The following is a 12538-nucleotide window of genomic DNA, read 5'->3' on the forward strand; positions in this document are numbered from 1 at the left end:
AACTTATCGTACCCGCGGCGCTCCAGCGAGGATTTCGCGGTAGAGCGCGACCGACTCGTCGTCGAACAGGCAGGCGACGATCCGCTCGTACTCGGATTCGTGCGCGAGCATAGACGTCACGGCAATGCGGGCGGCATCGCGCTTGGGAAACCCGTACACGCCGGTGGAGATCGCCGGAAACGCGATAGTGCGAACGCCGTCGGCCTCGCGCGCCCGGGCGAACGCGTTCTCGTACGCGAGGGCGAGGAGTTCGTGCTCGCGCTGATCGCCGCCCTCCCACACTGGACCCACCGCGTGAATGACGAACCTGGCGGGCAGCGAATAGCCATTAGTGCGCACGGCGTCCCCGGTCGGACACCCGGACATTGTCCGCAGCTCCGCCATTAGTTCTGGGCCGGCGGCGCGATGGATCGCCCCGTCCACGCCTCCGCCGCCGCGCAGCGCACTGTTCGCGGCGTTGACAATGGCGTCGACTGCGAGCGTCGTGATGTCTGCCTTGATGATATCGATCATCCTGTTAGTACCCCCGAGTTGCCGTTTGGCCGAGGCGGCGGTACGGTGAAGCGATACACTGGGCACACAACCGTGAGCAATCGGGCGAAGGCCATGCGTCTTTTCATCGCGCTTCTTGCAATGACCCTCACTTCTATCACACCAGCGGCGGCGCAACGTGCGCGGGCGCGCGACCTAGGCGTCAAGCCTGGCGTCTTTCCCACTGGCAAGCTCAACAGCATCACCGACGTCGCTGGCGTTCGGGTCGGACAGACGACCGTGGTGCAGGGCGATGGTGTCCGCACCGGCGTTACGGCGATTCTTCCGCACGGCGGGAATCTTTTCACCGATCGAGTGCCGGCGGCGCTGCACGTGGGCAACGGCTTTGGGAAGATCACGGGCGTCACGCAGCTGCGAGAGCTGGGCGAACTCGAGACTCCGATCCTTCTCACCTGCACGTTGTGCGTATGGAAGGCCGCTGATGCACTCGTCGGGTGGATGCTCGAGCAGCCTGGCATGGCGAACGTTCGTTCGATCAATCCCGTCGTGGCGGAGACGAATGATGGAACTCTGAACGACATCCGCTCGCGACCAATCACACCCGAGCATGTGCGAGCCGCGTTGGCGTCGGCGTCGACCGGCGCAGTAACCGAGGGCGCAGTCGGCGCCGGAACTGGCACGGTCGCGTTCGGTTGGAAGGGTGGAATCGGAACGTCGTCGCGGGTGTTGCCTACTGCGCTCGGAGGTTGGACGGTCGGTGTGCTCACGCAGACCAACTTCGGCGGCATCTTTCAGGTGCTCGGCGCACCGGTGGGAAAAGAGTTGGGGCAGTACGCGTTCAAGCGCGAAGCCGAGTCGCCGGGTGAGCGCGGCGACGGATCGTGTGTGATGGTGATTGCGACGGACGCGCCGCTGTCGGACCGCAACCTGCAGCGATTGGCAGCGCGCGCGATCATGGGTCTCGCGCGCACGGGTTCGTCGGCGTCGAACGGGTCGGGCGACTATGTGCTGGCATTCTCGACGAACGAAAAAGTTCGTCGGCCGGTCAACGCGGCGCGATTGCAGACGGAAGAGTTGGCGAATGAGCCGATGTCTGGTTTGTTCGAGGCCGCGGTTGAAGCGACTGAAGAGGCGATCTACAACTCGATGTTCATGGCAACCACGACGACGGGGAACGGCCACACGGTCGAAGCGATTCCGCTCGACAAGCTCAAGACAATTTTGGCGAAGTACGGCGTGAGATAGCAGTCGGCGACGACGGCGACTCGGCACGCTTTCTGACCTGTTCCCTTTGACGCCAAACTCAGCGAGGGAACATGGGCGGCAAGCGACCTGACCAACACAATATCGATCCAGCAGCGGGCAGCTCGACCAACAGCAGTTGGCGTGGCGAAGGGCGAAGTGCGGACGAGCATATTGAGAACGAACAGAAGCGAGAACTGCAGTCGAATCCGCATGACCAACCGATGATCCCGGAGTCGGGAACGAATCCGGCTGGTCGGGACCTTCGCACCAAGAACGCCGAGCGGGTTCGCGATGCCGAGCGAAAGATTGCGAACCAGGCAAATGCGGATTCGCGCGAGGAAATGACGGAGGACGAGAAGCTCGACGAGACGATCGAGGAGAGCTTTCCGGCGAGTGATCCGCCGGCTCATCCGTAAGGAATCCTTTACGTCACAAAGTACTTGCTAAGGATGGCGTAGCAGGCTATGCTACGCCTCCATGGCACCCGTCATCCCGCTGCGTCCTCGCCGTTCCGAACCGCCCGAAATGCAGGCGCGGGCGATGGACAATCTTCGGTTCATTCGCGGCATCATGGAGAGCGCGGCGACGTTCACCGCCCTCTCCGGCTGGGGACAGGTCGTCATTGGGATTACGGCCGTCGCTGCGGCGATCGTCGCCTCCCGACAGACGGCGCCGTGGAACTGGATCGCCACCTGGTTGGCCGAAGCGGGAATCGCCGCCGGGATTTCGGTCGCCTCGATGGCAATCAAGTCGCATACGGCCAACGTGCCGCTGCTTGCCGGCCCGATTAGAAAACTGGTATTGAGCTTTTCGCCTGCGATGATCGTTGGTGCGGTGCTCACCGGGGCGCTCGCGCAGCGCGGGTTGCACGCGTTGCTGCCTGGAGTATGGATGTTGCTCTATGGCGCCGCGGTCGTGAGCGTCGGCGTGTATTCGGTGCGCAGTCTGCCTGTCATGGGCGCCGCGTTCATGTCGCTCGGTACCCTTGCTCTCGTGACGCCGGCTTCGTGGGCAACGGGTTTGATGGTCGCCGGGTTCGGAGTCCTGCACATTGGCTTCGGTGTCTGGATCGCCAGGAGGCACGGTGGGTAAGCCCACGTCAGGGCGCCGAGCGCCTGCTCCTGAGAAGGAGATCGTTGCGCCGCTGCGTACGGTCCGAGGGCGAGCCAAGGCTGAAGGCCCGCTGGACCTCGATCGGCTGATTCACGAGCGCCTTCGCCTGGGAATTCTGAGTGCGCTGGCGGTCAACGAGTCGCTGACGTTCAACGACCTGAAAAAGCTGATGCAGACGACCGATGGGAACCTGAGCGTTCACGCGCGAAAGCTCGAGGAAGCTGGGTACATCGGGTGCGCAAAGTCGTTTGAAGGGCGAGTACCCAAGACCGAATACACCATTACGGCGACTGGCCGACGGGCGCTCGAGCGCTACCTCGACCACATGGAAGCCCTCATTCGGGCGACGCGCGAGCGTTAACGTCCCCGCCTCTCAATCGTCTTTTGACCATGAAGCGATCGGCCGTCAGCTCTTCTCCTTTCAACGGCATTCACGTTGGCATCATCATGGACGGTAACGGCCGATGGGCCGCCGCCCGTGGGTTGCCGCGAACCGCCGGCCATCGCGCCGGTGTTCGAACTGCTCGCCAGATCGTAGAAGCGGCGGCACGTTCGCCGGGCGTCGGCACGGTCACGCTCTACGCCTTTTCGTCGGACAACTGGAGCCGGCCGACCCCCGAGGTTGGCGCGCTGATGCGACTGTTCCGCCGCGCGCTCGCCATCGAGTCGAAGCGGTGCCTCGCGAACGGCGTACGTCTCAGCATCGTTGGCCGACGTGATCGTCTTCACCCAACGCTCGTTCGGGCCATTCAGGAAGCAGAATCGCTCACCGCGCACGGCCGCAACCTGCACCTTCGCGTAGCGATCGACTATTCGGCACGCGAATCGATCATGCAGGCCGCCGCGCTCGCGCAGGGTGAGCCGCTCAACCGCGATCGTTTTGCGCACCTTCTCGCGCAGGTGAACCACGACTGTCTCGTGGTGCCCGATGTGGATCTGCTCATTCGTTCGGGTGGCGAACAGCGGTTGAGCGACTTCCTGCTCTGGGAATGCGCGTACGCCGAATTCTACTTTACGCGTTGCATGTGGCCCGAATTCACGGAGAAGGAATTCCTGGCCGCGCTGAGTGAATTCGAAATGCGCGAGCGGCGCTTCGGCGGCGTGCCGGCGCAGGCGGCGAGCTAACGCCAACGTGATCCGACGCAGCCTGTGATCAAACTCTAATCACAGGCTGACCCTCGATCGATCACGTCTTGATCAGGTGGACGCGCCCCGAACCGCTCTCGATCTTGATGCGGCCGCGCCCGTCGCCGATCGTGCCGCGAATGTGGTTGCGTTCCAGGTGGCTCGTTTGCACCGCGAAGTCGCTCTCGATGCCGCCGCTGCCCGTTTCGATGTCGATCTCTGCGCCCTGAGCGGCGGGCAACTGCACGGTCACACCGCCTGAGCCGGCGTCGATCGCGAGATCCTCCACGACGCTGAGCAGTTCGAGATTGAGGCCGCCGCTCCCCACGTCCACGGCCACACGACTCGCCTTGAGTCGGCCCATGGAAAGTCCGCCGGAGCCAACGTCGGCTTTGAACGACTTCACGTCCACATCGTCGACGCGGATGCGGCCTGAGCCCGTATCCATGTCGAGGTGATCCCCGCGAATACCGTTCACCGTGACGCCGCCGGAGCCGCTGTCCAACACGACGTCGCCCTGCGCATCCGTCACGCTCACGGCGCCTGATCCGGTGTCGAGATCGAGCCGACCGCGCGTGTGCTCAGTGGTCACTGTTGCTGATGCGACGCTCAACCGCAGATCGCCGTCGACGTTGCTCACCGTTGCGTCGCCGACGCCCCAATGAATCGCCAGGCGCTGGCCCTTTGGAACGCTGACCACCAGATCTGCGTGCGCTTCGATTCCGCTTCCCGAATCGCGAATCTCGACTCGATCGCGCCCCGACCAGTCATTCCCGCCGTCTCGATCATCGAAGGTGCCGTCGCTGTTCACGCGAAGCTGTGTGCGTCCACGCGAGCGCATGTCGGGGTACACGACGCGATCGCCGGGATACACGATGCGCAACGACTGAAACCCGTGCAACTCTCCCGATGCGATCTTGAGTTGCCCCGCGTCTCGTCCCGCGCGTGTTACGTCGACGGTTACCTGCGAGCCAGTTCCCGCCTGAACGCGCAGGTGCCCGGCAAGGTTGTAGATCGCAATGCGATCGCCGCTGAGTGCGCGACGCTCGGTCTGCGCGAAGGCCGACGTCGCAACGCCGGCGGTGAGTGCGCTAGCGACGAGCAGCTTGGTGCGGAGGGAAGTGGAGGTCATGCGACGTGGCCCAATTCGGAGGTGAGTGACTTCTCGAAAGGGTCAGACAGACGCGACCATGCAAAGGTTTGAGCCGTCGAGCTCCTAGACGATGTGCTCGATGGCCCAGGTCCAGTAGACGGCGTCTTCAGGGGTCATGTTGCCCCGTGGCTGCAGCCGAGCGTCTTCGTAGCCATAGCGGCCGATGTCGAGCAGATACTGCGCGCGCGAGGTGAGGGTGCCCTGGCACACTCGGTCGTCGCACTCCGGGCCACTGATCTCGGTTTGCAGGCGCGCCGTCAATTCGTTGACGACACTCTCTGGAATGCGGTGACGCTCGGACGGATAGATGAAGCCGAACAGCACGAGATACGAGAGCAACAGCTGCCAGTAGCGGTCGAACCGGCGCATGATGCGGTCCCAATCGAGTGTCTCGGCACACGACCGCAGAATGTGCGCGACGTCGGCTCCGTCGTAGCGCTCGCGCTCCATGACGAAGGCTTTCTGCCACAGCAGCTCTTCGACGGGCGCAATCTTGACCGGCATACCCAGCACGTCGGCTTCGATGGCGAAGTCGAACCAGGCGTCATCCACACGGCACACGCCGTTGCCTGAACTGAAGACGAGGTCGACGACGTCGTTGCCCTCCTTGGCCTTTGCGAGCCAGTGCGGGAACGTGACCTCGGTGTGGTAGCCCGCGGCTCGCAACGCATCGAGTGCCGCGTCGATATCGGCGTGTCGCAGGAACAGATCGAAATCCTTTGTCTCGCGTACGATGCCCGTGTAGTTCAGCAGGGCATGCGAGCCGCCGACAAGGAACGGGACTCGTGCGTCGCTGAGCACGTGGAGGGTACGACGATAAAACGCGTTGGTGTCGCGCCCGGGGCTGTCGAACGTGCTCTGGTAGGCCATAGCGCTCCCACAAGTGCAAGAGCGAGGCTAGCGGCTCAGCCGCAGCCGTGGCCCGAAACGTTCGGTACAGGGCGCCATGCCCATGGCCAATACTCCGACCGTTGTCCGGCTCGCCGCGCTCGCCGACATCCATTACTCGAAGACGTCGCAAGGCAGTTTCCAGCCGCTCTTCGCACAGATCGCCGAAACCGCCGACGTGCTGGTGCTCTGCGGCGACCTCACCGATTACGGTCTCGCCGACGAAGCGCGCATTCTCGCGAAGGACCTCACGCCGATCAGCATTCCGGTCGTCTGCGTGCTCGGCAATCATGACTTCGAGGCCGGCGAGGAGGCAGAGATTTCAAAAATCCTCACGGACGTCGGCGTACACATGCTCGACGGCGACACGTGGGAATTTCATGGAATCGGCTTCGCAGGTGTTCGCGGCTTCTGCGGCGGATTCGGCCGAGGAGCGCTGGGGCCGTGGGGAGAAAAGATCATCAAGGACTTCGTGCACGAGGCCGTGCAGGAAGCGCTCAAGCTCGAGTCAGCGCTCGCGCGCCTCACCGTAGATCATCGCGTCGTGCTCATGCACTATGCGCCGATTCGCGGCACCGTCGAGGGCGAGTCGCCGGAGATCTTTCCCTTTCTCGGCTCGAGCCGATTGGAGGATCCGCTGTCGCGCTTCGACGTCACGGCAGTGTTCCACGGCCACGCTCACAAGGGCGCGCCCGAAGGGAAGACGCAGACGGGCATTCCGGTATTCAACGTTGCGCACGCAGTGCTGAAGGCGAATTACCCGGATCGCCCGCCGTTCAGACTTTTTGAAGTACACACGACAACCACGACCGATCAGTCGGTCACGCCGATCGGCGATGCCCAGCAGTGGGGCCGGCGTGCGACGGATCGATCGCCAGCGCAACCGATCGCGACGCCGACCGAGCCGCAGTCAGGCGGGTGAACCTTCGGTCGGCGCTCGCGGGGCAAGCGATTCGAGGTAGTGGCGCGCGTGAAGGAGATCATTCTGCAGCCGCTTCTCCTGTGCCGGCCCGAACAACGTTCGAATGGCGTCCTGCACGCCGGTGTGCGGCGGACAATACGTCGTTTCGAGATCGACGCGTGTGCGCGTCGGCGACAGCACGGTGAAGCGCACGAGACTCTTCATGCGGACTTCGCTGCCCGACGTGCTTTCCCAGGCGATGACGCTGCGCGGAACGTATTTCGTGACGACGGTATCCCAGGTCACGACGTGTCCCGTCGGCGTGTACGCCTCCCAGTGCGCTCGACCGTCCTGGTAGTCGACGACCGAACGAAGATTTCCGATCACGCGCGGAAAGTTCTCGAAGTCATTCAGGAATGCGAACACGTCTGCCACGTTTCGCTCGACGTCGATCGACGAACGCATGACGACCTGGCGCCGCCGATCTCCAAGGTCGCGAATCATTTCTTCGACGAGGCGTCTGGCGGCTAGCCCGAGGAGCGCGACGCCGGCCGCGCGCATCAACCGTCCTTGGCTCTTGCCCGGAGCGACGCCGATCAGCGCGCCGCCGAGAATACCGGCGGCAAGCTCGGGGAGTGACGTCGTCGAGCGCGTTTCTGTTGGTGGTCGCGATGGGTTCACGCCACGGTTGAGGCGCAAACCTGGTGCCGTGATTCTACGGCTGCCGGCTAAAACGTTCGAGGCACTCGAGCGCTTGGGGCATATCACGTCTGCCAAAGCCGAGACGGAAGCGATTGCCTGGATATCCGAACTGCGAGGCCGGAAGGATGAGCACGCCTTCCGCTTCCACTAACGCGGCGGAAAACGTGTCGACGTCCCGATCGATTAGCCGCGGAAAGGCGACCGTTCCGGCGCGCGGTCGAACCCAAGCGAACTGGTCAGAACGCCGCTCAAAGAAGTCGTCGAGCACGGCCAGATTTTCTTGAACGATCGCATTCGTTCGCTCGACGATCCGATCGCACGCGCGCAGCGCGATGAGCGACAGAATCTCGCTCGGCGCGCTGCTGCAGATCGTCGTGTAGTCCTTCATGCTCGCCATTCGCGCGCGTAAAGCGGCGTCGCGCGTTGCAATCCAGCCGATGCGAACGCCGGCCATGCCGAACGCCTTCGACATCACTCCAAGGCTCACGCCTCGCTCGGAGCTTTCCGCTGCAGTTGGGAGACGTGGAGCGCTGTGTTCGAGGAAGCGATAGACCTCATCCGAGAACAGCGTCGCGCCGTGGAGCTCGGCGATTGCGACGAGCTTGGCGAATTGCGCGGGATCGATCTGCGCGCCGGTCGGGCTATGCGGAAAATTGATGACGATGACTTTGGTGTTCGGCCGCATCGCCGCGGCGACTGCGTCGACGTCGAGCGACCAGTCTCGCGGGTTTAGCGGCACGAGCGTGACTTCCGCGCCCGCTGAGCGCGCGACTTCATGCAGAGACTGGTAAGCTGGCCACACGACCACGGCGTGATCGCCAGCATTCAACAGCGCGTGCATGCACAGGAAGACGCCTTCTTCGGCTCCAGCAAACGTGATCACGTCGTTCGCGTCGAGCCCTGGATACAGGCGCGCGATTTCGGTGCGGAGCGCTGGCAGCCCGAGCGATTCCGTGTAGCCGAGTCGCAGCGAGTCCCAGCGTTCGCGTGCATCGTCGTCGGCGAACGCCAGCAATTCGTTCATCCCGAGCGGCTCGGCGTCGGATGCGCAGAGAATGTGGCGAACGGCGAACTCCCACTTGGCGAAATACCGTTCGAGCGCAAAGTCGGCGATGTGCATCGATCAGCGGGGGACGATCACACCACAGGCGAGACGCGAACCAGAGTTGCCCGCGGGCTCGGTGATGTAGTCATCGCGTGCCGTGTGTATCACGATCGATGCGCCGGTCGGTCCGAGAATTCCTTTCGACCCGCGAAGCGTGACTCCCGCCATCAGAAACTCAAAGTGCAGTGTACCGGCCGCCGGCAGCTCGATGTTTGGTAGGTCGCCCGCGTGGTGGCCGTCCATGCTCTTGAACCCGTGACGCTTCATGCCCGAGTTGAAGTGGTTGCCGGCGCTGGCAAACGGCGCCTCACACTTGCCGTTCTCGTGTATGTGAATGCCGTGAGCGCCGAGGCCGAGCCCCGTCACCGTAGCGGAGACGAGCACTCCAGAATGAGTATCGTCGAATGTCGCCGTACCCACCTTCATTCCGGCGATGTCACGTATGGTCGCGGTCGCACTGATTGGCGGGATAGGCTTTGCCGTCGGCGCTGCGGGGGGTGGTGTAGTTGGCGGCGGCGTGGTGCGAGTCGGCGTAGGCGGGGGTGCGCAAGCAATCATCGAGGACCAGATGACGACGCGCAGCCAACGACGACGCATGACATACCTCGTAATGAACGGGTTGCGAAGCGGTCACGCCGAGACGCCAAGCGCCGCAGCCGCCGCACGAACACGCGCGAGCGCGTCGTCGGGCGTGGAGCCGGTCGCCGAAAGGTGACCCATCTTCCGTCCCGCGCGCGCACCACGCTTCCCGTATAGATGAACGCGAACCCCCGGTTGCGCGAGTGCTGCTTCGAACTTTGGTGGCCCGTTCTCCCAGAGCTCGCCGAAGAGATTCACGATTGCTCCAGGCCTGAGTACGCTTGGATCGCCCAACGGCAAATCGCAGACGGCGCGCACGAGTTGTTCGAACTGACTCGTCGAGCACGCTACTTCGGTTTCGTGATACGAATTGTGCGGCCGCGGCGCGAGTTCGTTCACGAGCAGAGAACCGTCACGAAGCAAAAACATCTCAACTGCGAGAATTCCTTCGAGTTGAAATTGCTCAGCTATACCGCGAGCGATCTCTTCTGCGCGCGTGGTGACGTCACGCGGGAGCGGTGCCGGGATGACCGACCATGCGAGAATCTGTCGTTCGTGGTGATTGAGGGCGGCAGGATATACGCGCACCTCGCCACTCGGACGTCGCGCAACCATCACTGACAGTTCGGCCTCGAGGTCGAGCGCTTGCTCGGCAACCGAGTTTCGTCCGCCGAGTGCGTTCCATGCGGCGACGACTTCGCTTTCATTGGCGACGCGGGCCTGGCTTCGACCGTCGTAGCCGCCACGACTCGCTTTGACGAACAACGAACCGAGCTCGCGCGCCGCATTGGCGAGATCGACGTCGCTCGTGACGTCGCGATATGCGCCGATTGGGAAGCCGCTCGACGAGAGCCAGCGTTTCTGTACCGAGCGGTCCTGAACGATTTCGAGAATGCGCGGACTCGGACGAATTGGCGCGTGACGCTCGGCGGCAGCGAGTGCCTCGGCGCCGATGTGCTCGATCTCGAGCGTCACGACGTCGCAGTGCTTGGCGAGATCGGCGGCGGCGTCGGCGTCATCGAAGCGTCCGGCAACGACGCGGTCCGCTACGGGCGCGGCTGCGCAATTCGCATCGGGATCCAGCACGTGCACGTTATAACCGAGCGTTCGTGCGGCCATCGCCGTCATTCGCCCGAGTTGTCCACCGCCCAGAATCCCGATTGTCGAACCGGGAGGAATGATCGCCATCAGCGCAGCGGGGTGATCGTGGTGTTGGCGAGGACGTCGTCGGTACGCTTGCGCCGCCATGCGCGGAGTCGCTCGCGAATCGCCGGACGAGAGCCCGACACGATCGCCGTTGCGAGGAGCGCGGCGTTGATCGCACCAGGTTCGCCGATCGCGAGGGTTCCGACCGGAACACCTTTGGGCATTTGTACAATCGACAGCAGCGAATCGAGCCCGTTGAGCATCGTGGCCGGCACCGGAACGCCGAGCACTGGCAGCACCGTCTTGGCCGCCACCATGCCTGGGAGGTGTGCCGCACCGCCGGCGGCGGCGATGATCACTTCGATGCCGCGCGGTTCTGCTTGAGACGCGTACTCGAACATCCAGTCGGGCGTTCGGTGCGCAGATACGACGCGCGCTTCATGCGGCACGTCGAGCTCGGCGAGGAGATCGATCGCCGGTTGAAGAAACTTCAGATCCGAGCTACTGCCCATGATGACCGCTACTAGCGGGGCGTCGCTCGAGGTCGATGAATCGGGCACGATTGAGTTGCGGGAGAAGTGACGAGTTCGGCCGGAAATATAGGGGACGCGAGGGGCGTGAGGCGTGAGGCGTGAGGGGGAGCGCCCTACCTGGTTCGATCGACGACGACGGTGCCGCCCTTCATCACCCACTTCACGTTGTTCAGGACGACGTTGATGTCCGATAGCGGATCTCCGGATACCGCGACGATGTCGGCGAAGTATCCCGGTGCGAGTTTGCCGAGGCTTGATTCCATGCCGAGGATTTCCGCGCCGTTCGTCGTTCCGACCGCGAGGGCCTGGGCCGGTGTCATTCCGAGCTTCACCATCCAGCCCAGCTCACGCGTGTTCTGGCCGAACATGTGAAAGACCGCGTCCGAACCCATTCCCATCTTCACGCCGGCTTTGAATGCCCGTCGCGCCGTTTCGAAATTCCTGAGGCGAAAGGAGTCGAGCGCAGCGGCCTGTTGATCGGTATAGCGGAAATCAGTCTTGTACTCAGAGTAGTATCGATTGTGGTCGATTGTTGGCACGTAGAACGTTCCGCGCCGTTTCATTTCGGCGAACGTCGCGTCGTCGAGATCGATCGCGTGTTCGAGCGTCGTCGCGCCTGCACGCACCGCGTCGCGTCCACCATCGGGGCCGTACGAGTGAATGGCGATGCGCTTACCGAATTGTTTCGCGGCGTCGACGGCGGCTTTCATTTCGTCGAAGGTGAACGTCTCATTGCCCGTGACGTCCGCGCCGCTGCCCGTGGAGCCGTACATCTTGATGTAGTCGGCGCCTGCATCGACCTGCTGCTTCACCGCCTCAGAAACCTGTGAGATGTTGTAAACGCGCCCGCGTAGCGTGTGCGTCGTATCGACGCCGGCGCGGAAGGGGGGACGCGCGCGCTGCAATCCCGATCCTGCAACGAACATCCGCGGGCCGACCCAGCCGGCTTTGTTGATCGAATCACGCAGCGCGATGTCGGTGTAGTTCGATGCACCGAGATCACGAACGGTGGTAACGCCACTCTCGAGCGTGTGCAGCGCATTCGCTCGGGCGGCCGAGACCGTTAGCTCTGGCGCACGCGCCGGCTGTCGCCACGGATCTGTTCCAGACGCCGGGTCCCAGTAGTACGTCATGTGCGTATGCACATCGATCATGCCGGGAATCGCGGTGTACTTCGTGAGATCCACGACCGTTGCGCCGGCGGGGAGTGCGTCGCGCCGGCCGGCGATGCGTGAGATCTTGTCGCCGTCCACGATCACGACGCCATTCGGGATCACTCGCCCGGTTCCGTCGACGACCGAGCCGAAACGCAGGGCTTTGGTTTGCGCGTGGGCGTTCGCGACGCCGAGCAACGCCGCGAGTCCGCCGCCGAGCAGAGAAGGAGAGAGTCGCATGCGCAAACATCGTTCGCCTGGGGCGGATCGTCCAGCCACTCGACCCGCTTTCGCGGCCAGTTGTTGAGGAATTGACCACGTAGGTCACGAAGGACACGAAGCCTGCAGACACGGTAAATCGCGCGTAACTTCGCTGAGGTATTTCTTCGTGACCTTCGTGAC

At 63.3% G+C, this 12538-nt stretch carries 15 protein-coding genes; 6 read left to right on the forward strand and 9 right to left on the reverse strand.

From position 1 onward, the window contains the following. Positions 1–3 precede the first annotated feature (3 nt). Entirely contained in the window at positions 4–513 is a 510-nt protein-coding gene (locus AC6H4Z_RS08665; RefSeq protein WP_497546356.1) for an O-acetyl-ADP-ribose deacetylase, read from the reverse strand. 120 nt (positions 514–633) lie between these two features. Here AC6H4Z_RS08665 and AC6H4Z_RS08670 point away from each other — a divergent pair, with 120 nt between their 5' ends. From AC6H4Z_RS08670 to uppS, 5 genes are all read left to right on the forward strand, one after another. Further along, the gene (locus tag AC6H4Z_RS08670; protein WP_497546357.1) at positions 634–1737 is read left to right on the forward strand and encodes a DmpA family aminopeptidase; all 1104 of its coding nucleotides are present in this window, start codon (positions 634–636) and stop codon (positions 1735–1737) included. A gap of 71 nt (positions 1738–1808) precedes the next feature. Further along, positions 1809–2153: a hypothetical protein gene (locus AC6H4Z_RS08675; RefSeq protein WP_497546358.1), complete on the forward strand. Its 345-nt coding sequence runs from the start codon at positions 1809–1811 to the stop codon at positions 2151–2153. A gap of 61 nt (positions 2154–2214) precedes the next feature. Continuing rightward, positions 2215–2829, forward strand: coding sequence for a hypothetical protein (locus AC6H4Z_RS08680; protein WP_497546359.1), 615 nt, complete (start codon positions 2215–2217; stop codon positions 2827–2829). Then, a complete protein-coding gene (locus tag AC6H4Z_RS08685; protein WP_497546360.1) occupies positions 2822–3211 on the forward strand; it encodes a winged helix-turn-helix domain-containing protein in 390 nt (129 codons plus the stop codon). The genes AC6H4Z_RS08680 and AC6H4Z_RS08685 overlap by 8 nt, the downstream gene beginning before the upstream one ends. 29 nt (positions 3212–3240) lie before the next feature. Further along, positions 3241–3975: a polyprenyl diphosphate synthase gene (gene uppS, locus AC6H4Z_RS08690; protein WP_497546361.1), complete on the forward strand. Its 735-nt coding sequence runs from the start codon at positions 3241–3243 to the stop codon at positions 3973–3975. A gap of 61 nt (positions 3976–4036) precedes the next feature. Here the strand turns inward: uppS and AC6H4Z_RS08695 are convergent, their stop codons facing one another. Together AC6H4Z_RS08695 and AC6H4Z_RS08700 are read right to left on the reverse strand one after the other, a co-directional pair. After that, on the reverse strand, positions 4037–5107 hold the full coding sequence (locus AC6H4Z_RS08695) for a DUF4097 family beta strand repeat-containing protein (RefSeq protein ID WP_497546362.1): 1071 nt from the start codon (positions 5105–5107) through the stop codon (positions 4037–4039). Positions 5108–5191: 84 nt separating this feature from the next. Continuing rightward, complete coding sequence (locus AC6H4Z_RS08700) at positions 5192–5998, reverse strand: nucleotidyltransferase (RefSeq protein WP_497546363.1); 807 nt, start codon at positions 5996–5998, stop codon at positions 5192–5194. A gap of 82 nt (positions 5999–6080) precedes the next feature. Between AC6H4Z_RS08700 and AC6H4Z_RS08705 the strand changes: the two genes are divergently transcribed. After that, the gene (locus AC6H4Z_RS08705) at positions 6081–6938 is read left to right on the forward strand and encodes a metallophosphoesterase family protein (protein ID WP_497546364.1); all 858 of its coding nucleotides are present in this window, start codon (positions 6081–6083) and stop codon (positions 6936–6938) included. On the opposite strand, the gene AC6H4Z_RS08710 is transcribed toward AC6H4Z_RS08705, so the two are convergent. The 6 genes from AC6H4Z_RS08710 to AC6H4Z_RS08735 form a co-directional block, all read right to left on the reverse strand. Further along, positions 6927–7598: an SRPBCC family protein gene (locus AC6H4Z_RS08710; RefSeq protein WP_497546365.1), complete on the reverse strand. Its 672-nt coding sequence runs from the start codon at positions 7596–7598 to the stop codon at positions 6927–6929. The two genes, AC6H4Z_RS08705 and AC6H4Z_RS08710, sit on opposite strands and share 12 nt — an antisense overlap. A 34-nt stretch (positions 7599–7632) precedes the next feature. Beyond that, positions 7633–8739, reverse strand: a complete 1107-nt coding sequence (locus tag AC6H4Z_RS08715) for an aminotransferase class I/II-fold pyridoxal phosphate-dependent enzyme (RefSeq protein WP_497546366.1) — start codon at positions 8737–8739, stop codon at positions 7633–7635. Positions 8740–8742: 3 nt separating this feature from the next. After that, a complete protein-coding gene (locus tag AC6H4Z_RS08720) occupies positions 8743–9321 on the reverse strand; it encodes a superoxide dismutase family protein (protein ID WP_497546367.1) in 579 nt (192 codons plus the stop codon). A 33-nt stretch (positions 9322–9354) separates the two neighbouring features. Further along, positions 9355–10491 carry a 5-(carboxyamino)imidazole ribonucleotide synthase gene (locus AC6H4Z_RS08725; RefSeq protein WP_497546368.1) on the reverse strand — a complete coding sequence of 379 codons (1137 nt, stop codon included), beginning with the start codon at positions 10489–10491 and terminating at the stop codon, positions 9355–9357. Beyond that, positions 10491–10961: a 5-(carboxyamino)imidazole ribonucleotide mutase gene (gene purE / locus AC6H4Z_RS08730; RefSeq protein ID WP_497547025.1), complete on the reverse strand. Its 471-nt coding sequence runs from the start codon at positions 10959–10961 to the stop codon at positions 10491–10493. Before purE ends, AC6H4Z_RS08725 begins: the two co-directional genes overlap by 1 nt. Before the next feature lie 134 nt (positions 10962–11095). Continuing rightward, positions 11096–12376: an amidohydrolase family protein gene (locus AC6H4Z_RS08735; protein ID WP_497546369.1), complete on the reverse strand. Its 1281-nt coding sequence runs from the start codon at positions 12374–12376 to the stop codon at positions 11096–11098. Between the last annotated feature and the right edge of the window lie 162 nt (positions 12377–12538).

It is taken from the genome of Leucogemmata humicola, from assembly GCF_055379415.1.